Source organism: Paenibacillus sp. J22R232 (genome assembly GCF_056269165.1).
In genome coordinates, this window is sequence record NZ_JBWDNK010000002.1 from 84,964 (window position 1) to 107,685 (window position 22,722).

At 48.2% G+C, this 22,722-nt stretch carries 22 protein-coding genes; 14 read left to right on the forward strand and 8 right to left on the reverse strand.

Translation table 11 applies throughout. The features are described 5' to 3' along the window. The first annotated feature begins 1 nt into the window (after nt 1). The gene (locus AC0YN3_RS06810; protein ID WP_475774372.1) at nt 2-1,021 is read left to right on the forward strand and encodes a glycoside hydrolase family 130 protein; all 1,020 of its coding nucleotides are present in this window, start codon (nt 2-4) and stop codon (nt 1,019-1,021) included. A 440-nt stretch (nt 1,022-1,461) separates the two neighbouring features. On the opposite strand, the gene AC0YN3_RS06815 is transcribed toward AC0YN3_RS06810, so the two are convergent. Continuing rightward, nucleotides 1,462-3,795, reverse strand: a complete 2,334-nt coding sequence (locus AC0YN3_RS06815) for a helix-turn-helix domain-containing protein (RefSeq protein WP_475774373.1) — start codon at nt 3,793-3,795, stop codon at nt 1,462-1,464. Between the two features lie 284 nt (nt 3,796-4,079). Here AC0YN3_RS06815 and AC0YN3_RS06820 point away from each other — a divergent pair, with 284 nt between their 5' ends. The 7 genes from AC0YN3_RS06820 (at nt 4,080) to AC0YN3_RS06850 (ending at nt 9,890) form a co-directional block, all read left to right on the forward strand. Continuing rightward, a complete protein-coding gene (locus AC0YN3_RS06820; protein WP_475774374.1) occupies nt 4,080-5,168 on the forward strand; it encodes an amidohydrolase/deacetylase family metallohydrolase in 1,089 nt (362 codons plus the stop codon). Then, complete coding sequence (locus tag AC0YN3_RS06825; RefSeq protein ID WP_475774375.1) at nt 5,146-6,252, forward strand: DgaE family pyridoxal phosphate-dependent ammonia lyase; 1,107 nt, start codon at nt 5,146-5,148, stop codon at nt 6,250-6,252. The genes AC0YN3_RS06820 and AC0YN3_RS06825 overlap by 23 nt, the downstream gene beginning before the upstream one ends. Further along, complete coding sequence (dagF, locus tag AC0YN3_RS06830) at nt 6,252-7,007, forward strand: 2-dehydro-3-deoxy-phosphogluconate aldolase (RefSeq protein ID WP_475774376.1); 756 nt, start codon at nt 6,252-6,254, stop codon at nt 7,005-7,007. The genes AC0YN3_RS06825 and dagF overlap by 1 nt, the downstream gene beginning before the upstream one ends. Beyond that, on the forward strand, nt 7,000-8,013 hold the full coding sequence (locus tag AC0YN3_RS06835; RefSeq protein WP_475774377.1) for a sugar kinase: 1,014 nt from the start codon (nt 7,000-7,002) through the stop codon (nt 8,011-8,013). Before dagF ends, AC0YN3_RS06835 begins: the two co-directional genes overlap by 8 nt. 29 nt (nt 8,014-8,042) lie before the next feature. Further along, nucleotides 8,043-8,765, forward strand: coding sequence for a GntR family transcriptional regulator (locus AC0YN3_RS06840; protein WP_475774378.1), 723 nt, complete (start codon nt 8,043-8,045; stop codon nt 8,763-8,765). A gap of 377 nt (nt 8,766-9,142) precedes the next feature. Continuing rightward, complete coding sequence (locus AC0YN3_RS06845; protein WP_475774379.1) at nt 9,143-9,400, forward strand: hypothetical protein; 258 nt, start codon at nt 9,143-9,145, stop codon at nt 9,398-9,400. 100 nt (nt 9,401-9,500) lie between these two features. Continuing rightward, nucleotides 9,501-9,890 (forward strand): hypothetical protein, encoded by a 390-nt coding sequence (locus tag AC0YN3_RS06850; protein WP_475774380.1) that lies wholly within the window; start codon nt 9,501-9,503, stop codon nt 9,888-9,890. 634 nt (nt 9,891-10,524) lie between these two features. Here the strand turns inward: AC0YN3_RS06850 and AC0YN3_RS06855 are convergent. Continuing rightward, nucleotides 10,525-11,319 carry an alpha/beta fold hydrolase gene (locus AC0YN3_RS06855; protein WP_475774381.1) on the reverse strand — a complete coding sequence of 265 codons (795 nt, stop codon included), beginning with the start codon at nt 11,317-11,319 and terminating at the stop codon, nt 10,525-10,527. Nucleotides 11,320-11,842: 523 nt separating this feature from the next. Between AC0YN3_RS06855 and AC0YN3_RS06860 the strand changes: the two genes are divergently transcribed. The 3 genes from AC0YN3_RS06860 to AC0YN3_RS06870 all read left to right on the forward strand — a co-directional run bounded on the left by AC0YN3_RS06860 (nt 11,843) and on the right by AC0YN3_RS06870 (nt 14,458). After that, nucleotides 11,843-12,133 carry a hypothetical protein gene (locus tag AC0YN3_RS06860; protein ID WP_475774382.1) on the forward strand — a complete coding sequence of 97 codons (291 nt, stop codon included), beginning with the start codon at nt 11,843-11,845 and terminating at the stop codon, nt 12,131-12,133. Nucleotides 12,134-12,432: 299 nt separating this feature from the next. Further along, complete coding sequence (locus tag AC0YN3_RS06865; protein WP_475774383.1) at nt 12,433-13,647, forward strand: chromate transporter; 1,215 nt, start codon at nt 12,433-12,435, stop codon at nt 13,645-13,647. A 265-nt stretch (nt 13,648-13,912) separates the two neighbouring features. Continuing rightward, on the forward strand, nt 13,913-14,458 hold the full coding sequence (locus AC0YN3_RS06870; protein WP_475774384.1) for a DNA topology modulation protein: 546 nt from the start codon (nt 13,913-13,915) through the stop codon (nt 14,456-14,458). A gap of 114 nt (nt 14,459-14,572) precedes the next feature. Here AC0YN3_RS06870 and AC0YN3_RS06875 read toward each other — a convergent pair whose 3' ends face one another. From AC0YN3_RS06875 to AC0YN3_RS06890, 4 genes are all read right to left on the reverse strand, one after another. After that, the gene (locus AC0YN3_RS06875) at nt 14,573-15,073 is read right to left on the reverse strand and encodes an SRPBCC family protein (RefSeq protein ID WP_475774385.1); all 501 of its coding nucleotides are present in this window, start codon (nt 15,071-15,073) and stop codon (nt 14,573-14,575) included. 44 nt (nt 15,074-15,117) lie between these two features. Continuing rightward, nucleotides 15,118-15,453, reverse strand: a complete 336-nt coding sequence (locus tag AC0YN3_RS06880) for a DUF1801 domain-containing protein (RefSeq protein WP_475774386.1) — start codon at nt 15,451-15,453, stop codon at nt 15,118-15,120. Between the two features lie 263 nt (nt 15,454-15,716). After that, on the reverse strand, nt 15,717-16,379 hold the full coding sequence (locus tag AC0YN3_RS06885; protein WP_475774387.1) for a class I SAM-dependent methyltransferase: 663 nt from the start codon (nt 16,377-16,379) through the stop codon (nt 15,717-15,719). A 382-nt stretch (nt 16,380-16,761) separates the two neighbouring features. Further along, nucleotides 16,762-17,493, reverse strand: a complete 732-nt coding sequence (locus tag AC0YN3_RS06890) for a hypothetical protein (RefSeq protein WP_475774388.1) — start codon at nt 17,491-17,493, stop codon at nt 16,762-16,764. Between the two features lie 397 nt (nt 17,494-17,890). Between AC0YN3_RS06890 and AC0YN3_RS06895 the strand changes: the two genes are divergently transcribed. Further along, nucleotides 17,891-18,238, forward strand: coding sequence for a VOC family protein (locus tag AC0YN3_RS06895; protein ID WP_475774389.1), 348 nt, complete (start codon nt 17,891-17,893; stop codon nt 18,236-18,238). Nucleotides 18,239-19,175: 937 nt separating this feature from the next. Here the strand turns inward: AC0YN3_RS06895 and AC0YN3_RS06900 are convergent. Continuing rightward, nucleotides 19,176-19,613 (reverse strand): VOC family protein, encoded by a 438-nt coding sequence (locus AC0YN3_RS06900; RefSeq protein ID WP_475774390.1) that lies wholly within the window; start codon nt 19,611-19,613, stop codon nt 19,176-19,178. Nucleotides 19,614-19,902: 289 nt separating this feature from the next. On the opposite strand from AC0YN3_RS06900, the gene AC0YN3_RS06905 reads away from it, so the two are divergent. Further along, nucleotides 19,903-20,415, forward strand: a complete 513-nt coding sequence (locus tag AC0YN3_RS06905) for a GrpB family protein (RefSeq protein WP_475774391.1) — start codon at nt 19,903-19,905, stop codon at nt 20,413-20,415. Nucleotides 20,416-20,709: 294 nt separating this feature from the next. Here AC0YN3_RS06905 and dapA read toward each other — a convergent pair whose 3' ends face one another. Next, a complete protein-coding gene (gene dapA / locus AC0YN3_RS06910; RefSeq protein ID WP_475774392.1) occupies nt 20,710-21,606 on the reverse strand; it encodes a 4-hydroxy-tetrahydrodipicolinate synthase in 897 nt (298 codons plus the stop codon). 115 nt (nt 21,607-21,721) lie between these two features. On the opposite strand from dapA, the gene AC0YN3_RS06915 reads away from it, so the two are divergent. Next, entirely contained in the window at nt 21,722-22,504 is a 783-nt protein-coding gene (locus AC0YN3_RS06915) for a LysR family transcriptional regulator (protein WP_475774393.1), read from the forward strand. The last annotated feature ends 218 nt before the right edge of the window (nt 22,505-22,722 follow it).

Below are 22,722 nucleotides of genomic sequence, written 5' to 3' on the forward strand. Positions count from 1 at the left end.
CATGAAAATTACGAGACATCCCGACAACCCGATTGTAGTTCCCGGCGAATACGAATGGCGGAAGGCGACGGTGTTCAATCCGGCCGTCATCATAGACGAGGGCAAATTTTATATGATCGAGCGGACCGCGGGTTCGCTTACCCCCTGCAAAAACTACCTTGGCTTGCTGGAGAGCGAGGACGGCGTGCGCTTCACCCATGTGAAGGACGAGCCGGTCCTGACGCCCGACGAGCTGGGCTTCCCGTATGGCAGCGTGCAGGATCCGCGCGTCGTCAAGATCGACGGCATATTCTACATGAACTATGCGCTTCGGCCTTGCGCAATGAATTATTATCCGACGAACACGGGCGTTCCGGAACGTTCTTTTCCGAAGTACCCGGATGGCTGGGGCGAACAGGAGGGGCATTGGCTGACCCGCTCGTCCATCGCCAAGTCGGACAACCTCGTCGACTGGGAGTTTGTTGCGGATACGACCGAACTGGACATTAATGACCGCGACAATATTCTGTTCCCGGAGAAAATTAACGGCAAGTATGCCCTCTTGCGCCGGCCGGAGGAATATGTCGGCGAAGCGTACGGCACAGAGAAGGCGGCCATGTGGATTACGTACTCCGACGATCTGATCAACTGGGAAGCGCCGAAGCTATTGGCCAAAGCCGAGAACATGGCCTGGGAATCCCGGAAGATCGGAGGGTCGACGCCGCCGGTTAAGACAGACAAGGGCTGGCTTGTCCTCTACCATGGCGTAGACGATAAGATCGTTTATCGGGTCGGAGCGCTGCTGCTCGATCTGGATAATCCGGAGAAGATCATCGCCCGGACGCACAACTTCATTATGGAGCCGGAGACGTATTACGAGAAGTTCGGCTACCAAATCCCGAACGTCATTTTCCCGACCGGCAACGTCGTGAAGGACGGTCTGCTCTATATTTACTACGGCGTGACAGATACGGCGATCGCTTTGGCGACCGTTCCGCTGGATGAACTGGTGGAGTACATTTTGAACGAGCCGAAGGTTTAAGGGGAAATAACAAGTAAGCTCGAGCCGGCAATCGTAAAGTTTCAGCTTTTATCGTTGAATACGCAAATAGCTGATAGAGAAGTAGGAGCTGTCCTGAACGTCTAACAACGGTGGACAGCTCCTTTTGTTGAAGGATGCGAATGTATGCACGTCCATTATATTTTGCTTATCTATCGTCGCCAAATGATTGATTCTACTCGAAGGGACGGCGTCAGCCGTTTACGGTAGAAATGTAGGAAAGTATATGGTTAGGCTATAGATTCTCGATATTTCTCGGAATGAAAAGCGCCGTGCCGCTAAAGGACCGTAATAGCCGTTTCAACTTGAAATATAAGACTTTGTATGACTTACGCGATAAAGTATTAATCTATTTCCACGAGAAACGGATACTCTCCGCTTGCGGAGGACGGAGAAGCCGAATCTTCTTGAAAGCTAAGGAGTTAATCCTCCGTGGAGACTGAACCGCCTGTGCTGTGCAGCTTGCGATATTGGCCGGGCGTATGGCCGGTTTCCTTCTTGAACTTGCGGATAAAATTCGGTGCATCCAGATAGCCGACGCGCTCGATGATTTCTTTGAGCGGCGCGCTGGTGTGGATGAGCTGGCGAATCACTTCCTTAAGCCGGCACTGCCAGATGTACTGTGTAAAGTTAAGGCCTGTTTTCTCCTTGAAGGTTCGGCTCAGGTAAGAGGTTGAAATATCGTACTTGAGGGCGATATGCTCCAAGCTGAGCGTATAGTCCGCGTAGTTCTGCGTGACGTAAGTGACGATCTCATCCATGAGCGCCGGCTGGACCGTCTCGGTCTGGTGCGTGGCTTCGCTGCAAATTTGCAGCGCGAGCGAGTTGAGTCTGTTCTCCAGCCCCTCAAGCGTCTCGAAAGCGTGCAGCGACGAAATCTCGCCATGCACCTCGTCCATGCCAAGCTCGGCGGCGGTCCGCAACAGGGAATTGAGCACGTCGAAGCATAGGCAGCGAAGCAAGCCGACCGATAGTTTCTCTTGCTTCAGCTTCTCCATCATTCCTGCAATCAGTTGAAGCGCCGTGGCTTCGTTGCCTTGCTTGAGGCTCTGCTCCAACTTGAGCAGCGACTTCTTCGGAATCCAGTAGCTCTCGCTCGAGACGGCCGCCGAAGGCTCCGTCAATTCATCGAAGTAAGCGATCCGTCCGCTGATCGTCAGCCTCCGCTGCTCAAGCGCCGAGGCGGCTTCGAGGAAGGACTGGTTCAATCCGGACAAATCGCCGTATACGGTGCCGACGCCTAGATTAGGCCGTCTTGGCAGCCGCTGCGCCAGTCGGTCGTCGAGCTCGTCGACGACCAGGCTGACGCGGCTCGTCTCGTCGTCTTCCTCCGACGGGAACAGCGTCACCATGAGGGCAAACTGGTGGGTGACGGAAAATTCGACGCCGTAGATCCGAGCTTGCAGCTCGGGCAGATCCAACTGATTGAGCCAAGCGCGCAGCGCCTGCTGCTCCTCCCATGACTGCTCATCGCGGCTCTGCTCGTCCAAGCTCAGGATAATCGTGAAGCAGCAGGCACGCTCCGGCAGCTCCAGCTCGGATTGGACGATCATCCGCTCGATTTCCGGATCGTCCGGCTTGCCGTGCTTGAACAGCAGCATGAGGTATTGGTTGCGCACGAACGGCTCCTGCATGTCGATGCGGGCGTGGTAATCATGGATCGTCTGTTTGATCCAGTCCCATTCGTTGCGGCTGTTCGGTTTCTCCTTGGTGCCGTCTTGCAACGAAGCGAACTCCAGCAAATCGCGGATCGGATGGTATTGCCGTCTGGCGAGCAGCATCGCCGCAGCGATGCCGACCAGCACCGTAATGACGAAAACGAGCAGGATGATCGTGCGAATCTGGCCGACCTGCTCGAAAAACTGGTAGCTTGGAATGGCCGTGACGTAAGTCCAGTCGTTGATTTTTGACTTGACCGTAACGACCGAATAGCGCTCGCCGCCCAGTTCCATGTTGTGAATGCCAGGTTTAAGCTCGATCAGCGACGTCAAATCGTGGCCGCGCAAGGCATCGCCCCGGTAGTTGGCCGTAACCACATCGCCGGTGCCGGATAAAATATAGCTGCTCCCAGAGAAGTCGTTCAAGATCGAATCCATGACGCCCGTCAGCTGCTCTTCTTTCACGAGATAGAGGATGGTGCCATAAGGGTACGGATCGTTGGTCTTGATCGGGAAGAGCACAGCCAGCTTGGATTCATTGCGCGAGCGGACGGTGACGTATTCGGCCGGACGTACGGTGGTGACAGACGTTTCGTTGAGGGCCTGCTTGATCTCCTCGGGCTGCCAGCGCTCGAACCGGAACATGTCGCCGAAGACGAGATCGAGATCGGTCATCCCAAGGCTGGTGTAGATCTTATCGTCACCGCGATAGTAGAGAAACAGCTCCTCGAGCATCGTGTTGCTGGTCTTGTAACGCGCCAGCGAGGCAATCGCATCCCTGCTGTAGTACGGATGCGATACCATGAATTTGGTGAGATGCTCGTCGAATGAGATGGTGTTGGCGGTCTCCAGCAGGTTGTTCATCTGGTTGTCGATGGAGAGTCTCACCTGGCTCAACTGGTTGACGTTGGACTGCTCGATTTCGGAGCGAAGATTGGTCGTTGCGTTATGATAGATGATGAAGGTGACGCCTGAAAGCGGAACCAAAAAGATGAGAATATAAGAGAGTGTATAGGTCACGAGCAATTTGGACTTAAAGCGGTTCCAATTGAAGCGAATGCCCGAGTTCATGCTGGATGGCTTAACGAATAATTTCACGATGACCTCCCGGAGATAAGTACTGCTTGCCGTTATAGATTAGTATAGCATTTTAGCCGCTGCCGTTTTGCTGTCGCAGACAACAGGGGCGTGAAGACGTTTCCAATTCATTTTCTAGTGCTTGTGCTCTATAAATAAAGTTTTGGAAGGATTCAGCTAGCTTTTGTTATTTAAACATTATAACGTTATATTTATTTCAATGCTAGGATGTGTTAAGCTATTGACGAAGAAATATTTGGACAACGTACGGACGCTGTCATAGAAGGGAAGGACGCTTCAAGAACATGGGTACTGTACTGCGTAATATGAAACGGTTGGACGGACCTGCAGCCGATATTGTCATAGATGGCGGCAAGATCGCCGCGATTTCCCCTCCTGGGACGGGCGATGGCGAGGTTGTCGCCGAGGGAGGATGCGTATCTAGCGGCTGGATCGACATGCACGTGCATGCCTTCCGCGAGCTTAAGCCTTACGGCGACGTAATCGACGAGATCGGCGTGAAGCAAGGCGTGACGACGATCGTCGACGCCGGCAGTTGCGGCGCTGACCGTATCGGCGAGCTGCAGGAAGGAGGGAGCCGGGCGGTTACCCGGTTGCTGGCTTTTCTAAATATTTCCCGGATTGGTCTGGAGCGCATCGACGAGCTGTCAAATCCGGCATGGATCGATGAGGCAGCCGTACGGGAGGCACTCCGGTCGTACCCGGACTTCATCGTTGGGCTCAAGGCGCGGATCAGCAGCAGCGTGGTGAAGGAGCAGGGCATCGAGCCCTTAAGACGCGCCCGCCAGCTCTCGGAGGCGACGGGATTATCCCTAATGGTTCATATCGGCTCGGGTCCGCCGGCAATTGAAGAGGTGATGGCGCTGCTCGCACGGGGAGATATTGTTACCCACTATTTGAACGGCAAAGCAAACAACCTCTTCAACGATCAAGGACTGCCGCTGCCCGCCCTACTGGACGCGGTAGCTCGCGGCGCGCATTTGGACGTCGGCCACGGATCGGCGAGCTTCTCATTCCGCGTGGCGGAGCAAGCCCGAGCGGCTGGACTGCCGCTGCATACGATCAGCACGGATATCTACGAGAGAAACCGGCTCAGCGGGCCGGTCTACAGTCTGGCCGATGTAATGAGCAAGTTTCTCTATCTCGGCTACAGTCTGCAGGAGGTTGTAGATGCGGTTACGGTCAAAGCGGCACAATGGCTGAGAAGGCCGGAACTCGGCGGGCTAAAGGTCGGCGGAGTGGCCGATCTGACGCTGTTCGATGTCGTGCAAGGCAGCAAAACGCTGATTGATTCCGAGGGAGAGACGCGCACGGCGGACACTTATATTCAAGTCAAAGGAGCAGTTATCGATGGATCATATTTTGCATGCTAAATACGGGTTGAAAAGAGTCGTCAATGCCAGCGGCCGGATGAGCATCCTCGGCGTCTCTGCGCCTACCGACGGCGTAATGACTGCGGTGAAGACAGGCGGTCAAAGCTATGTGGAGATGGCCGACCTGGTCGACAAGTCCGGAGCGTACGTGGCGAAGCTGCTGCATGCCGAAGACGCGGTTGTCGTCAATTCCGCTTCCAGCGGAATCGCCATGACCGTGGCAGGCGTTGTCACGCATGGCGACAAGCGGGCCAGTCTGAAGCTTCACCAGGAACTTCCAGAAAATAACGAGATCATCCTGTTCAAGGGACATAATGTCCAGTATGGCGCCCCGGTGGAGACGATGGTCGCGCTCGGCGGCGGCAAGCTCGTCGAGGTCGGCTACGCCAACGAAGGCCGCAAGGAGCATCTGGAGATGGCGATCAATGAGCGAACGGCGGCGATTCTGTTCGTGCAGTCGCACCACTGCGTCCAGAAGAACATGATCAAGGTTGAGGATGCTTGGGAAGTAGCGCAGCGCTGCGGTGTGCCTCTGATCGTCGACGCTGCAGCCGAGGAGGATCTGCGTAAGTACGTTACCTGCTCCGACCTGGTTATCTACAGTGGCTCCAAGGCGATCGAAGGTCCTACCTCCGGTATCGTGGCAGGCAAAGCCAGCTATGTCGGCTGGGTGAAGGCGCAGTTGTACGGCATCGGCCGCAGCATGAAGGTAGGCAAGGAGTCGATCTTCGGTCTGCTGCAGGCGTTGGACGATTATTTTGTAAAGGAAGACAAGAGCGAGGAAGAGCGCGCGGCGCTGGCAGCGCTCGATGTACTAGGCGCGCTGCCGGGCGTAATCGTCAGCATCGTCCAGGACGAGGCTGGCCGTGCGATCTTCCGGGGACGCATCAAGATTGACGAAGCGGTGGCAGGCCTTTCCGCACGGGCGGTCAACGATGGGCTGCGCGGCGGTGATATTGCGGTCTATACACGGGACTATGGATTGGCGCAGGGGTATTTTGACCTCGATCCGCGTTCGCTCCAGGGCGACGATCTGCAGGTGATTATTACACGCATCCAAGACATTATCGGGGGGAAACACTAATGGCAGGCATTTATAACCGGCTGTACAAGAATAAAGCAGCGCTCAACGTGCTGGCAGGCAGCATCGACAATGCGCGCGAGATATACGAAGCGGCGGAAGGCTATGTGGTCGTAGGCGTGCTTTCCAAGGCGTATCCCGATGCGCAGACGGCGGCAACGGCGATGAAGCGCTACGGCGAAGCTATCGAGGATGCGGTTTCAATCGGTCTAGGCGCGGGCGACAACCGCCAGGGCTCGGTCGTGGCGGAGATCGTAAAGTCTTATGAAGGTAATCACATCAACCAAATCTTCCCGTCCGTCGGCGCCACCAGCGCCAACCTGGGCAGTCGAGAGAGCTGGATCAACGCGCTAGTGTCGCCTTGCGGCCGACCGGGTTACGTCAACATCTCAACTGGCGTGTTCAGCGCAGCCATCGATGACAAGGCTATTGTGCCGGTCAAAGCGGCAATCGCGCTGGTGCGGGATATGGGCGGCCATGCACTAAAATATTTCCCGATGCAGGGACTGGAGCGCGAAGACGAATACCGCGCCGTTGCCAAGGCTTGCGGCGAGGAAGGCTTCGCGCTTGAGCCGACCGGGGGCATCGATCTGGACAACTTCGGCAAGATCCTCGAGATCGCTCTGGAGGCTGGCGTTCCTCAGGTGATCCCGCACGTATACTCGTCAATCATCGATTCAGCGAGCGGCGATACGAGAGCGGAGGATGTACGGACGCTTCTAGGCGAGCTGAAAGCGTTGGTTGATCGGTATGTCTAGAATTGCCGCGTTCGGCGAAGTGATGATGCGCCTCGAGACGCCGGGCTTCACGACGCTGTCCCAGAGCAGCAATCTTGCTTATTCATTTTCGGGGACCGGGGTTAACGTCGTATCGGCGCTGTCCCGTTTCGGGCACGAGACGTATCTGGCCAGCACGCTGCCGGACAATCCGCTCGGCGACGCCGCGCTTTCATATCTGCGTAAGCTGGGTATTCAGACGCCGTTTGTGAACCGGGGCGGCAAGTATATCGGGATGTATTTCCTGGAGCATGGCTTCGGAATCCGTCCCAGCAAAGTGACCTACACCGATCGTCTCGGCAGCAGCTTCAACACCGTGCCCCACGCCCAAGGAGACTGGGAGCGGATCGCAGCTTCGGTGGACGCGGTACACTTCTGTGGCATCACGCTGGCAATGAACGAGCTGGCGCGCACGCAGATCAAGCAGTTGGCACGAGAGGTCAAGAAGCAGGGCGGCATCGTGATTTTCGACTGCAACTACCGTGTATCGCTCTGGGGCGAGGGCGGCTATGAGGCGGCAGCGCCGCATTACCGCGAGATGCTGGAGCTGGCGGATATCGTCTTTATGAACGAGAAGGACGCAATGCTTACTCTCGGCATGCAGAGCCTTGGCACCGACAGGATGGCGCAGTTGCAGGAGCTCATACCGCAAACGGCGAAACAATATGGGATCGGTTTGGTCGCTGGCACGCATCGCCAGGTCAATGGGGATAACACCCATACGCTGACGGGCTATCTATATACGGAAGAGGCGTTCTGGTTCGCCCAGCCGGCTACCTTCTCGGTGTACGACCGGGTCGGTGCCGGCGATGCGTACGCGAGCGGCATCATCCACTCCCGGCTGCGCGGCGATGACCCGCAGTACGCGGTCGATTATGCGACGGCAGCAGCGGTATTAGCGCACACGGTGCACGGAGACACGCCGATGGCGGAGGAGGCCGATGTCGTGAAGGCGATGTCCCGCACGGCCGGCGACATAGAGAGGTAAGACGAAGACAGGAGAATGGGAGGGCCGGGATGGCCATTACACGCAAGAAAGGCCCGCTGTATCTGCAGGTCAAGAAGATCGTCAAGGACCGCATCCTGCACGGGATCTATCCGCTGGGCGGCCATATCCCGCCGGAGCCGCAGCTGGAGAAGGAGTTCAATGTCAGCAAGATGACGGTGCGCAATGCGATTAGGGAGCTGGCGGAGGAAGGCTACGTCGAGAGAAAAAGCGGCATCGGCACCATCGTCCTCAGCAACACGCCGGTCTCGCGCCTCTCCAAGGGAAAGCGGTTCACCGAGCTGCTGGTCGAGGAGGGTTACCGTTTGGAGAAACGGCTGCTCTCGATGACCTACGAGCGGTTGGAGTCCGGGACGGAGCTGCACAGCCTGCTCGGACCGAAGGCGATCCGCATCGAACGGCTGTATGTGCTGAATGACCGGCCTTACATTCACATCCTGCATTATCTGGATGCTTCTGCATTGTCGGAGGCGGAGCAGGCGGCAGGTGAGTCGCGGTTTGAGTCGTTGTACGATTTGCTGGAAGAGCAAGGTATCGTACTAGACAACTTCCGCGATGCTTTCTCGGTAGGCGAGGCTTCGGACGAAACCGCGAGCCTGCTCGGAATACCGGCAGGGACGACGCTGCTCGTGCGGCAACGGCATACGTACGATATCGAGGGTCGGCTCGTCGAGTACAGCATCGGCTATTACCAGACGGAGCTACAGCCGTATTTGGTTAGTTACGACACTTAAAATAGGCGGCAGGGCACTATGAGAAAGTCGCCCTACATGAATCCTAACGGGCAATGATATCTGAATAACAACAACGCGGCAGCCGTCCAAATAACATCGGCTGCCTTTTTGTTGAGCTAACTGGTAGTTTCCAATATGTTAAGATTATGTTATCTGCAATAGGTTGAAGGGGAAGCATTAAAATGGTTATTAAAGTTGAAGTTGAAATTGAAGTTGAATTCATCTTTGAGTCTCAATACATCCGTTGTCCCATCAATGAGGTCAAGAAAGAAAATTAGGTTTCAATGACTTTAAAGTTCAACTAACTGCCAGGATAGTTGAACTAGTTCACCTAATAAATAGCTCAAGCTTTAAGTCGTAAGATTACGGAGGAATTTATGGCACAGTTTCAAGTAACCCAAACATTGAAGACAGATATTGCTTTTATCATACAAGGTGTTTTGTTAGAAGGGCAGATAAACAAAGGAATGAAAATCCATGTCTCCCTTAATAAATCCTTGGATGTAACTGGCGTAATAACTGAATTTAATGAAACCAATAGTCAATATGACATCATTATTGGATGTTCAGACTTAGAAGAGATAGACCTTTGGGATATGTTGAATTTGAAAGATGATGTAATACAAATAAAATAATGATTATTGAACTGACTGGAAACGTTAGTTGAACTCGAATGATTGAAAAACACCATTCGTATACATAGGTCTAATGAAATCATATAACGGGGGAAACCGCTTGTGTGACAAAAACGAGTTTTTTATAACTAAAGAGGCAATCAAAAGTCTGACTCGAAAACTGGAACTAACCCAATTAGGTCAATATTCGCAAGATTGGGAACATGAAAGCGCAGATTCTTCGAGAGTGAACGAATTTATCTCATTTTATGAAAGTGCTGATCTAAACCTAAGTGAAAAATTCGCATTAATGAGCTTGATCATATCGTCATTTGATGACGCACTGGCAGTAGGAAAGATCGAGGAAGGAGTTTGGGAAAAGTTAAAGGGACATTTAATTAGTGATATTGATTTGCATAGGAAAACAATCTTGTATTGGTCATTAGTTGATGAAGAGATAGACGATTGTTTTTCAATTACTCCATTTATGAGAGAACTTATCTTGGATTGATAAATTCTGTCCAATACTTTCTGATTTCGCTAACGAGGAACTTTAGATGAATAACCAAAGTGAATGAAGCTGCTGAACTGTTGATCGGCAGCTTTGTCAGGTTTGAGGGAAGGATAGCTTTATCATTTCAAGAATACTTAGTTATAGAAGATACTCAGCAAAAGAGGTCGAGAGGGTTGATATAAGCTGCATAAATTTCATGGCACATTAAGTATAGTAAGTGAGTTGAAAAAAATTATAGATTCCCCAGATACTGATGTCACATGGTCTCGTTTCGAGACCGTTGAAGATGTATTAATAACCTTGGATAAGTTCAAACAGCGGCTTGAAACCGGAGATGATAATGCAATATGTGAACTCCTATTCTTATTTGCCCCTACTGGTTCGTTCCAAGAGATATCAATTGATAGTGGTTGGGGGGAAGAATTTATCAAGTTAGCTACTCGATTAGGACAATTGATGCTATTCTCATACGATTTACATTCTATCGGCTGGTCCAGTGTACAGCTGGAAATCAATAATCAACAACTTTTTGTTGATCCAAGTTACCTATCTGATCGAGAACGACCGACAGGCAGCCAGCTTCATGCTAGCTGCCTGTCGTCGTGCTATTACGGTTACGGCGGCGAGGCGTTCATTGCGGTGCATTCCCGACGAACTCCTGCATGAGCTGATTGAACTTGTCACGTTCGTCGTAGAACGAGCCGTGGCCGCTGTACATGAACGGCACAAGCCGCGAATGGGGAATTTTTCGGTGCATCTCCTCCGCCTGCGTGAACGGAATGACCAGGTCATGAATGCCGTGCACGATTAGGGTCGGCACCTGGATACGAGACAGGTCAGCATTCAAATCGAGGTCCCTTAGCATGACAATGACCGCGGCTGTCGACCAGCCAGCGGCTTGCATGCCCATCTGATTGAACCAGTCCGAGAATGGCTTTGTGATGTACCGGAAGAAGAAAATGTCCGTCACGCCGAGCATCATGTTCGCCCGATCGTTCAACGTCTGCTTCAGCATCTGTGCGGCCGTCTCCTTGTTGAAGCCGCGCGGCGCCGCCGCATCGATAAGTACGAGCTGAGATACGCCGCCGCCATTGTACCTCACAACGTATTTGATCGCGATCGCTCCTCCGGTCGAATGTCCGGCGAGCACGAAATCTTTCAACTGCAGCGTATCCACGACGGCGCGGATATCGTCCGCAAGCCTCTCTAAATTATAGCCGTCGTAGGGTCGGTCCGACTTGCCGAAGCCACGCCAGTCGATGCCAATGCAGCGGTAGCCCATACCCGGCAGCACGTCGAACTGATATTCGAACTGGTCATGGCTGAGCGGCCAGCCATGAAGAAACACTATCGTCTTGCTTCCTGTCGGGTTGATATCCTCTACGTAGAGATTTACCCCCGGCTCTACTGTTACGTAGTATCCCAATGTGAATGCCTCCGCGAATCAAAATCATATCCCGATATGATACGCGCACAGCGCCCAAATGTGAATGACCGAGCGGAAGCGCGGCGGTCCCGATTCATCGATTCTATAGACTAGAGATTCTCGCCATCTTGATCCCCGTGTTCTTCTCGCTGAAGACATGCAGCGTACCCCCGAACGATCGTATGAACTGAAAGCCATATTTATTTTGAGCTAAAAGTAAACCGCTGAATAAAACTCCGATATTGTAAACGAAGTGGTGATGATTACGGCAATATGGGATTATCAGTTTATTCTTTTTTCCAATTCTTTTAAATATACAAGAAATATTTTTGGACCCATCATTTCTAGGAATCAATATTGGTCCATCAGAAGTTTAAAAATTATGGAAAGAGAACCAATCAGTTAACTATGTAGTTACTCCGACTCGAATTAATCTTGAAAATTAATAATCTAGAACGAACGTTTAATTACTATAATTGTTTTTGCTAACGGCGAATGATAGTTTACTAAGAGGAGGAAACAGATGGATTTTAAAGGACGGGACTGGACTGAATTAGCAACTTCTTGGGGTATTTTACTCGACCATAGAAAAGATGAAGAAATACTTCGGGACATAGATCAAAAATTAAAGGAGTCAGTTAATCTGACAGGGATTCAAAATAATGATGTCATTAGAGACACGAAAAAATTCTTAAGTCTCTTTGTAAAGAACGATATGAGTAAAAAGCCGCTTTTTGAAGGTTTATTGGCAATAGAAGAACCAAACACATTTATCAAATACTTTAGATTATTACTCCCTCATATGTGGGCTTAAGAATTACAGGTAATTAGGTTAACGGGTTAAGAGCTTAATAAATAAAATGAAAAGACAAGATAGATATGATTACGTTTGTTAATGTTAAGTAAATAGGGTTGAGTTAGAAAGGATGATCAAGATAGAATAAAATCAACTTTAGATATCTTATTTCAATTTCGTTTTGTTATATTTACGGATTTTCTCATCTGCATTTTGATTTTCTAAGTACAGCAAACCTGTGGCATGATGTAGGATATGAATTTGAATAAACGCCAAAACGGGCACAGGAGAACAAGGAGAAGGAGTTATCCGTCTATATGGATACGAGTCAAAAAAAGGCACTAAAAGATAAGAAAAAAGGGAAAGTCGGGAATCTTCTAGAAGTGCTGATTGTGTCTACAAAACTGGGGCTCACCTCATTTGGGGGACCGATCGCACATCTTGGTTATTTCCATAACGAGTACGTACGCCGTCGAAAATGGATGGATGAACGAAGTTATGCCGACTTAGTTGCCCTTTGTCAATTTCTCCCGGGACCGGCCAGCAGTCAGATTGGAATCGGTATCGGTATTGTGAGGGCGGGACTGCTGGGGGGGATAATAGCATGGTTAGGCTTCACGCTGCCCTCAGTCATCGCATTAGTGGCGTTTGCTTTCCTGCTTCAAGGCTATGATATTGGTAGTGCAGGGTGGATCCATGGATTAAAGATTGTAGCCGTAGCGATTGTAGCTCACGCTATTCTAGGAATGGGGAAGAAGCTCACTCCGGATCGAGAAAGAGTCACGATAGCTGTAATCGCTGCAGCGATTACATTGTTATGGCAAACAACCTACAGCCAAGTGCTTATCATCCTTACGGCAGGTGTTGTAGGGTTGTTGCTATATCGAAAGAAAGCTGCGGAGGGGACTCCTGAACTTCAAATTGCAATCAGTCGAGTCTTCGCCGTCGTTTGTCTAGTTTTATTTATAGGTCTCCTAGTTGCACTTCCGCTTCTTAGACAATCGGCTGAAAACGGCTGGCTAGCGATGTTTGACAGCTTCTACAGATCGGGCTCTTTGGTGTTTGGTGGAGGGCATGTCGTGCTCCCATTGTTAGAACGTGAAGTCGTACCTACAGGTTGGGTTAGCCAGGAGGATTTTTTGGCAGGTTATGGGGCTACGCAGGCTGTACCAGGTCCAATGTTCACATTTGCGGGTTACCTTGGGGCTATGGCTGGAGGCATGTCTGGAGCGGTCGTTGCGACAGTTTCAATATTTTTGCCCGCATTTCTTCTTGTTGTCGGTGCGCTCCCGTTTTGGAATGGGCTAAGAAAGAGTTCGAAATTACAAGGAGCACTAGTGGGAGTTAATGCAGCGGTGGTTGGTATTTTATTAGCTGCTTTATACGATCCGTTATGGACCACCGCGATCTTGGATCCGATGGATTTTGCACTGGCAGTCGTTTTGTTCGTCATGCTGGTTTTTTGGAAGATTCACCCATGGGTAATCGTGCTAACTGGTGCTGCAGGGGGAATGATGTTGGGGTTCTTGTAACGGTAACTATTCATGCTCGCCAGAGGTTTATCCTTACGTTGTGAATGTCACAAATATCTAATTGGTAAAATGGATTTGCGGATATACGTTATCCAGTCAATGAGGCGCCTTCGCAAGTTCTAGTCAGTGGATACACCTTTAGATTATGGGCTGGAAAAGAGGTTGCCACGGTCAAGGTTTTATAGTTGCATAAGCGGCTAGGCTAGCGTGATAACTATATAATTAAGGAAACATCAGTTTATAAGATTCATTGGCGGGGAGCAATATGAAAAAAATTGTACTTATAGGTTCTGGAGGTTCAGGCAAATCAACTCTGGCTAGCAAGCTAGGCGGAATTTTATCGATTGAAGTTCATCATCTAGATGCAATCTTTTGGAAACCGGGTTGGATAAGCACGCCTAAAAACGAGCAAAAAGCTGTTCAAGAGGAGCTCATAAGCCGTGACAGTTGGATTATCGATGGTAATTATGGGGGCACTATAGACATTAGGTTACAGGCGGCAGATACAATCATATTTGTAGATCTTTCAAGGTTGATTTGCATTATCCGCGTGATGAAGAGAAGATTCCAGTACCGCAACAAAAAGAGAACAGATATGGCTGAGGGTTGCGAAGAAAGGCTCAGTCTAGAATTTCTGAAATGGGTCTGGGAATACCCAGAAAAACAAAAGCCAAAGATTTCAGAAAAACTTCGAAGGCTATCAAATGAAAAGAAAGTAATCATTTTAAAGACACCGAAAGACGTTCGAGAATTTTTAGCAAACATGGACTTGTTAAAGAAACGAGAAACGATAGTTCGGCGATCGGTGTAGTCTGCCGCCGAGGCAGCTGCTCCCTCTATCGTTAAGGTATCGGACAGAATAGCTGTCACACAAAAAACGCGTACCAATATTGGCACGCGGAAAGTTTGGTTGATATTATTTTTTTTATAATTGTGTGGACAGATAATTGGCCAGTTGCTCGAAAGTTCCCTCCATGCCTTGTGCAGCCATCGGTGCCATTGCATCGTATGCAGCCTGTTCCTCATCGGACGCATTCAGTGGTCCGCCTTGAAGCGTCAGGATCGTTTTACCTTCGACTTCTTCAAGCGTAAGGATGTTTAAGATTTCAAGGGGCCATTGTGCGTTAAACGGAGCGCGGATGGTGTTGCCATTTTCGTCAGAGAAAGATTGGACCCATGTTAGCTTCTCAGGCGGCTGAACCTCTTGGTAAACAAACTTGCCCCACATGACATGCTGTCCGTCCGGCGACTTCTGACAACCGAAAAACATTCCACCTGGACGTACCTCCATCTTAACGACTTCAAGGGTGAATCCCTGGGGGCCCCACCAGTTGCCGAAGTGATCAGGCTCGGTCCAGACTTTATACACCAGCTCGCGCGGAGCGTTAAATTCACGTTTCAGAAATACTCCTTTTGGGTTGCTCATTCTTAATCCTCCTCAGATCTAAGTATTGTTACCGATTATGGCTTTTATAACGTGTCAGAAGCTTGTTTCAGAAGCTCTGACAGCAATGAAAGATCCGCAGAGTCTCCCTCGCGTAATTTGATCCACTTCCGTTCTGCAGGACCATCGAATGTTTTTGGAAAATCTATGCCGTTTGCGTTCATAATCATAAAGGCAATCGCATCTTTAGATGGCGAAATTACGGCAGCATAATGTCCATTTTTCAGAAAATGCGGCTTCTTATACTGAATGCGTTCTTCTGCCGTCGGAATTGTCTCATGCACCAGATTACGTAGTGTGGAGCTGATGTTGGACTGCCATTCTGGCAAATTCTCAATATAGGCTGTAACTTCCTGATTCATTCTTTATTTCCCTCCAGATGGAAAAAGTTTTTGTTCATGCATCAAATATACCTGAGTTGGAATATTCCTGTCAATGCATATTTTGAAGAGGGGTGTACATTGAACAAACGGGAGACGATATTGGATGGGAGGGCACTGTGGCCATTCCACTATATAATTGAAGCCGAGGGCTATAAAACGATTTTTTGTCTTCTGCAGAGGAGAATATGGAGCAATCGATGGAACAACGTATAGCGAAAACAAATGAGTACCGGAAGAACCTTCTATTTATAAAGATAGACAAATAAACTGATACCCTCTTTTTTGATAGTATAGTTCTTGAACGAAGTTTCTTTTAAAAGGGACTCAAAATCTTGTTTTGTGTAAGCGCCTTGTTTTAGGAAAGTTTTAAATGCAAATTTCACAAAATGCTTGTCGAATCCTTTCATTCCTGTCTGTATAATCTCATTGTTAATGTCTTCGGATGATGCCTCATAATTCATATCGATGATTAGGGATGTTCCACCTTCGACCAGCACGCGATACATTTCAGACAATACCTTTACCGGGTCCTTGAAGTTCTTGAATGCAGCACTGCAAATAATAAAATCAAAAAAACTATTTTCACATGGCAGGTTAGATGCGTTGCCTTCTTTAAAATCAACCGAAACATTTGCTTCATTTGCATTGTTTTTTTCAATCTTCACAAAGTCCGGGCTTATCTCGACTCCGGTCACGTTAAACCCTTTCTTGGCTAGTTCGATCGACAAATAACCCGGCCCAGGCGCCACTTCCAAAATATTTGTTTTTTTGCCGACTAAAGATTCAACTTCATTCGCATATTCTTTCATTTGAGTCATTCGACTTTTGCGAGAATTCTTATCATACCACTTCGCAGTTAAGCCATAGATGCCGACATCCTTTTTTTTGCGTATGTTTTTCATCATAAAATATCTCCTTTATAATTAGATCGATTTTCAGCATCGTATCGATTTCATTATATGGAATAGGTCATTGTGTCTTAACCATCTGGCGGATGAAAAGAAGCTCCGTCTTCAGGCGGAGCCGTCAATAGGTGATGAATAGAAATGATAGCCTTGCATAGCTTAGGTGACTTGCTGATTTTGCATATCTTCTTTTGAGGCTGTCCGTAATTAGACCGAACAAGGCGATTTTCTGATCAATGAATGAATATTGGATTCATAAAATTGTTAAGGTATTAGGGGACGTTCGTTTAATACTAATAAAACAGACTTAGCACTTTTCTATGGACGCTTTTCTTGCGCGAATCAACAAAGTTGTGTGATATAGCTTATTCTCACTGGACGATTAATAGGGCTGATGCATACGCCGCTCTATTATATGCTCTGAGCGTTCATGTTCGGCTAAAGCCCCTTTTAAATAAGCTTTCAAGCTATAACCTCCCGCGCGGAACACCTTCCCGTGATAGAACCATACGACGGCAAGCGTTCCGGATAGTAGGAAGAAACGGCTGAAGCGGATGAGGCGTTTGATGGCTTTCGGGCGTTTCCTAGCGAAATGCCTTAAAGCGTCGGATTGGAATTCGATATGCTTTGTCTCATCACGGAGAATTTGTTCGCAAAGTTTGGTCAGGCTGCGGGATTTCGTAGCCTTTTTCAATGCATCGTAATAGACCGCCGCAATGATTTCTGCTGTTAGCAGTACTGTGATGGATTGTTCCAAAGTGGCAAAACGCCGCAGCTTTCGGAATATCTGATCCACCCAGTGCTTACGTATCATCGGGATGTTCTGCTTGTTCATAAACAGGGCCAATTCCTTCGCATGCCGCTGCTCCTCGTGAACGAATTGGATTAGTGCTTGCAAATAGCTCTTGTCGGGGTTGCCTGATAAGTACCGATTGGCGGATTCAATCAAATACTTGCCTTCCGAGCTTTCCCCGATTTGGAACTGCTGTATGGAATGGGCGATCGTAGCGTACTCCTGAGGGTCTAACCGATAGGGATCATCCCATAAGATTGGCTGCAGGTTCCGTTTATTTACGATGAAATATTCCGACCACGACTTCATATTCTCGTCCAAGTGACACCTCGATTGTCCAAAATGAATTAATTCCATTATAGGACTATGCTAAGCTTGTAAAAAGTGTAAAATAAACCAATATATTTTTCACATTATGCTAGCAAAAGCGGCCGTTAAGTTAACGGATCGAATAGCTCAATCGTATATCTTCAAGCTATTCAATCACGAAAGCAGGAAAGCACAGGGTTTGCATGGAATTCTGAAGTTGGCGAGAACTTAATTGATGGCGTGATTCGTGAAATCAAAGAGGAAAGCGGCATAGACACCACCGTTAGCCATTTAATTAGCGTTGTTTAGAATACAGCGATCCGTAAGTGGTATGACTATGTGACTGAGGCATGTTTAGTTTATATAATCAGATAGCTAAAAATTTGATGATAGATAGGAGTTAGATACGATGATCAAGGGTTTCGGAGGAATATTTTGGAGGACAAACAATCTTGAGGCAACGAAAAAATGGTACAGTGAAGTATTGAAGATTGAAATAGAAAATTGGAACGGTACAATGATAAAATCCCAATTAGGAAACGAGACTATTTTTTCTTTCTTTACGGAGAATGACAGTTATTTTCCAACAGAGCAACAAGTGATGTTAAATTTCCAAGTGCATAATCTAAACGAGACTATTGAGCATCTTGAACAAATGGGTGTACCTCTTGCAAAGAAAAAAGAGATTAGTGAATTTGGGGGATTTATTTGGATTAAAGATCCTGATGGTCGATTGGTCGAGCTTTGGGAGAAATAACGTGTTGGCTGAAAGTAGGAAGAGCCGTAGGTTGAATTAGGCGAACACAAAGGCAATTTACATATTCGAAAATGGCAATGAACCCTCAAAGATAACAATCCCACAAGAGGTCATGCCAAAAATACCTACCGTACATCAAGAAGAAGAAAATCAGCTCGTCATACCGCTCATCATTCTTGCAGTCGCTCTAACATTGGTTATCTTGCTTGTCATCTCAATAAGAAGGCGACGTCAATGACGGCATCTCATGCGGATGGCCTGGACATCATGCAGAAGCATATTACGTAAGAGCTTTAAGCTCATGTTCGAATAATGAATTAATCGTATTGGATAGTTATAAGTACCTTCCCACTATGTATATCATCAAATAGGATAATATGGTACCATATGGATAAATGCCTGCGGAAAGGTTGATGCATGTTGACATTAAATAAACGTGTTGGTTTTGGGACGTTTTCTTTAGTGCTTCTGCTTTCAGGAATCTTAATAAACTGGGATTTTGGGAATAATATGATTGTCAGCCATTCGATCTTTAAAATATTGGGACTGGATCTATACTCAAACGGAACCGATGGTTTTCATTATACGTTTTTAGCTTCAGTGCCCTTCTGGTTAGGGGCAGTACTCGTTTCCAGAAGGCATGTAAACGATTTTGGGGCTGTCGTGAGTAATAGAATTGGTGAGTTCATGCTCGCAATGAGCGTGATTGTTACGATCATTTTCTTAGTACTCCCTATTTGGTTTACGTTTTAGTTAGGATTACAATCGTAGAGCATCTCCATTCGGTGGCAGGTGCTCTTATATTATTTATAGGTATTTTTTGAGAGCCATTATGCTATCGGGCATTCTAGCTCAGCAAACAGCGGCAGTCTAGGACGTTGCACGAGTCCAAGGCTACCGCTGTTTTTATAAGTGGGGCGAGTCTATTACGTTGTTGTTATTTCACAATGTCTTGCCACACGTTAAACTTGTTTCCGTCTGGATCCTTGAACTTAAACTGCAGACCACAGCTATCATGGTCAGTTAGCGCTTCGACATCAACACCATTTTCTCGAAGCCTCTTATGTAGTTCAACAATATTCTCAACTTCAAATGTTAATGAGAACATTTCATAGTTCTCAGTCTCCCATTGGTTGGTGAAAAAGTTTGCCGTTTTATTAGGAATGGCTTCCAAAAGAAACAACCACTGTCCATCTCCTAAAATCAGGATAGCTCCATCAGGCTCACGTTTTCTTACCGCTAAACCAAAAGTCTTCTTATACCATTTAGCAGCGTTTTCCAAATTCGCAACAGGTAAGTAGCTGCAAAGAACCCTCTTTAGAGCAGGCTTCTGCAAAACTTGCTGCTGCAATTCGGTTATTTCTTTTTCCGCCATCTTTTGTTCCGCCTTTCCGTTCATTTATTTTGCTATATAGTCGGTTCAATACCGTCAAACCAGTCATATACGGCAGCATTTTTTAGAATTGTTCTCGGCATGGTATTTAGTTCTAACGGGGCATATGCTGAGACAGGGATATATCAACGATCATTTTCAATGATCCTCAATGATTAAGATATTCATCCAGTGCCTTGTGAATTCATGCATGTTCCGTTTTAATATTGAAGTGCTTGAACACATCGGAAAATATTCATATTACCATTTGGTGATTGTAGGAGGGAGCTTTATGAAAGTAAGGCTAAGTGATTTCGATGAAAAGTGGGTAAGAAGTTTCCAAGACGAAGCTGAATTTCTGAAAACTATATTTATGGAAAATATCGTAGGTTTCGAACATTTCGGAAGTACTTCAGTGCTAGGTTTAAAAGCTAAGCCTGTCATTGACATGATGTGCATTGTAAATGATATGAACAAAGTCGATTTATATAATGAAAAAATGCATTTGCTTGGCTATGACGTAGCTGGAGAATGGGGTATCCCTGGAAGAAGGTTGTTCCGAAAAGGTGGTGAAGAAAGGAGTCACCATATTCATTGTTATCAAATGGATGACCCGCAAATTGAACGGCATATCGTATTTAGGGATTATTTAAGAAGTCATCCCGAAGAAGTCGCAAGGTACAGTCGGTTTAAGGAAGAATTAACGGCGCGTTTCGATAACACAAGTGAATATAGCCCAGCAAAAAAAGCATTTGTAAGTGAAATGGAACAACTTGCGTTGAAATGGCATAACAAAAAATCATGATACTCAAAAGGAAACGGTATGATGCCATACGTAAACAATGCAATGAGATTAATAAATGAATTCGCTATCGCCACGATATGGTCTCCGTGATGATTTGAAGCAGCTGTGCTAACATCTTAATAAAAATATGACGTCAGCCGGCTGGTATCGGCTGACGTCATAGAGTGAATGGGGCAGGATGATACGAGCTTCTCACACAAAGCAAGTCACTTAATCGCTGTCACTGATCGCGCAGCCTCCAAGTTCCTTAGGATGATACGAGCTTCTCGCACAAAGCAAGTCGCTTAATCGCCGTCACTGATCACGCGGGCCTTCCAGCCCCTTAATAAGTTGTTGTTCCAACTGCCTGGTTATGGGCATTAGCGGCAATCGGAGGGTAGCCGACGCTAGGATGCCTTGATGCGAGAGCAGCCATTTGAGGGGAGCGGGGTTGGAATCCCGGAACAGCGTATCGATAAGAGGAGCCAATGAATGAAATGAGTTTGCTGCTTGAACCGTATTGCCGTCTCGGAATTGCCGATACGTCTCCAGAAACTTCTCCGTCCTGAGGTTGGCCGATGCTAATATGCCACCTGCAGCCCCTTGATTCAGCATCGCGAGAAAATTCGCATCTTCCCCGCATAGGATGGGCTTCGTGACGCCAAGACTCTTCAGCCCGGATAACAGCTCGAGCCCGCCGGAGCTGTCCTTCATTCCGATAACCCCGTCCAGCGCAAGAATTGCCGCTGCCGTGTTCACGCTCAAGTGCACGCCCGTACGGGATGGAATTTCATACGAAATTACAGGCAAGCCTGTTTGCGCGGCGCGTTTGAAATGTTCGAAAATACCCGCTTGCGATGGTCTGCTGTAATACGGTACGACGACAAGCGCGGCGTCCGCTCCGAGCTCTCCTGCTAGCTTAGTCCGGTTAACGGTCGAACGCGTATCGTTCGTCCCAGTGCCAACGACTATCGGAAGGAATTTCCCTATCCTTGCCATGACGGCTTTCGTCCGCTGTATAAGCTCTCGGACTTCTTCCCACGAGACCGTTGGAGCTTCTCCCGTCGTTCCGTTGATGATCAACCCTTGAATGTCATGAGTCAATAAATCCGTGATATAGCGGTCATAAGATGTGACATCCAGCGACTCATCTGGCAAGAACGGCGTTACGACCGGCACGAATATTCCTCTTAAATGCTCTTCCCTTAACATGCTAACACCTCCGTAAAATGTGGCGATAAGGTAACTGTAGCATAGTAATAAGTATCATAGTTATCTATAATAATTGATATACAACATCAATAATATTGATGAGGAGTTGTGAACGATGGAATTGATCTACTTGCAAACCTTTCGAGAGGTGGCGCTTCGCCAAAGCTTCACCCGGGCAGCGGAGGAGCTTGGCTATGCGCAGTCCAGCGTGACGACGCAAATTCAAAAGCTGGAGAAAGCATACGGAGTGGAGCTATTCGAGCGGTTCGGAAGAGGACTTCGGCTCACTTCGGCAGGTGAGGAGCTACTGAGCATAGCCGTACAAATGCTTGATTTGTACCAAGAATCCAAGGAAAAACTGACTCTTCAAGAGGGGGGCACGCTGTCGATCGGAACCATTGATTCCGTTGCGTCTTATTTTCTCCCGCCATACGTGCAGCAGCTGCGCAAGGACTATCCCAATCTGGCAATCCGGCTGAAGACTGGTCAAGAAGACGCCATACTTAACAAAATCAGAGAAGGCGAATTGGATCTAGGCCTCATTCTCGCTAACAATCCCTCCGATCCAGCACTCGAGTGGAGGGCAATACGGGAAGAGCAATTGGTACTCATCGTGAATCCGCTCCACCCGCTTGCAGCGCTTGATAAAGTGGAGCTGCCAAATCTGGCGGGCAGGGAATGGTTCATGAGCGAGGACAGCTGCAACTACCGCATTATGTTAGAAAAGGTGCTGCGGGCGAACGGAATCGTATACCGCATCGGTTTGGAGCTCGGTAACCCGGAAGCAATCAAACGCTGCGTAATGGCCGGCGATGGCATCGCGATCCTGCCGCGAATGGCGGCAGAGGATGAGATACGCAGAGGAGAGCTGGCGGTTCTGCCATTCGCTCACGACTAAATCCGGTTGGAACTTCAGCTTGTGATGCATCCGAAAAAATGGATGTCCAAAGCTCTTGTGGATTTTATGAACCGACTCAGGGGTAGGGCGGCCGAATAGGAACGTCGCTACGGCTGGTTAAGCTAAAGGTCAGGATTGCGTGAGAATAACATCGTTTAAGTAGAATGAACAAGTATTTTATTTATATTTTGATACAGTGTATAATTTTTCCTAATCAA

What these genes read in the sequence shown, in the direction of transcription:
- AC0YN3_RS06905 (WP_475774391.1), top strand. Translation starts at nt 19,903, where the DNA reads ATGAAAGTAAGGCTAAGTGATTTCGATGAAAAGTGGGTAAGAAGTTTC.
- dagF (WP_475774376.1), top strand. Translation starts at nt 6,252, where the DNA reads ATGGCAGGCATTTATAACCGGCTGTACAAGAATAAAGCAGCGCTCAAC.
- AC0YN3_RS06915 (WP_475774393.1), top strand. Translation starts at nt 21,722, where the DNA reads ATGGAATTGATCTACTTGCAAACCTTTCGAGAGGTGGCGCTTCGCCAA.
- AC0YN3_RS06900 (WP_475774390.1), bottom strand. Translation starts at nt 19,613, where the DNA reads ATGGCGGAAAAAGAAATAACCGAATTGCAGCAGCAAGTTTTGCAGAAG.
- dapA (WP_475774392.1), bottom strand. Translation starts at nt 21,606, where the DNA reads ATGTTAAGGGAAGAGCATTTAAGAGGAATATTCGTGCCGGTCGTAACG.
- AC0YN3_RS06810 (WP_475774372.1), top strand. Translation starts at nt 2, where the DNA reads ATGAAAATTACGAGACATCCCGACAACCCGATTGTAGTTCCCGGCGAA.
- AC0YN3_RS06895 (WP_475774389.1), top strand. Translation starts at nt 17,891, where the DNA reads ATGATCAAGGGTTTCGGAGGAATATTTTGGAGGACAAACAATCTTGAG.
- AC0YN3_RS06885 (WP_475774387.1), bottom strand. Translation starts at nt 16,379, where the DNA reads ATGATGAAAAACATACGCAAAAAAAAGGATGTCGGCATCTATGGCTTA.
- AC0YN3_RS06845 (WP_475774379.1), top strand. Translation starts at nt 9,143, where the DNA reads ATGGCACAGTTTCAAGTAACCCAAACATTGAAGACAGATATTGCTTTT.
- AC0YN3_RS06880 (WP_475774386.1), bottom strand. Translation starts at nt 15,453, where the DNA reads ATGAATCAGGAAGTTACAGCCTATATTGAGAATTTGCCAGAATGGCAG.
- AC0YN3_RS06870 (WP_475774384.1), top strand. Translation starts at nt 13,913, where the DNA reads ATGAAAAAAATTGTACTTATAGGTTCTGGAGGTTCAGGCAAATCAACT.
- AC0YN3_RS06865 (WP_475774383.1), top strand. Translation starts at nt 12,433, where the DNA reads ATGGATACGAGTCAAAAAAAGGCACTAAAAGATAAGAAAAAAGGGAAA.
- AC0YN3_RS06835 (WP_475774377.1), top strand. Translation starts at nt 7,000, where the DNA reads ATGTCTAGAATTGCCGCGTTCGGCGAAGTGATGATGCGCCTCGAGACG.
- AC0YN3_RS06840 (WP_475774378.1), top strand. Translation starts at nt 8,043, where the DNA reads ATGGCCATTACACGCAAGAAAGGCCCGCTGTATCTGCAGGTCAAGAAG.
- AC0YN3_RS06875 (WP_475774385.1), bottom strand. Translation starts at nt 15,073, where the DNA reads ATGAGCAACCCAAAAGGAGTATTTCTGAAACGTGAATTTAACGCTCCG.
- AC0YN3_RS06820 (WP_475774374.1), top strand. Translation starts at nt 4,080, where the DNA reads ATGGGTACTGTACTGCGTAATATGAAACGGTTGGACGGACCTGCAGCC.
- AC0YN3_RS06825 (WP_475774375.1), top strand. Translation starts at nt 5,146, where the DNA reads ATGGATCATATTTTGCATGCTAAATACGGGTTGAAAAGAGTCGTCAAT.
- AC0YN3_RS06860 (WP_475774382.1), top strand. Translation starts at nt 11,843, where the DNA reads ATGGATTTTAAAGGACGGGACTGGACTGAATTAGCAACTTCTTGGGGT.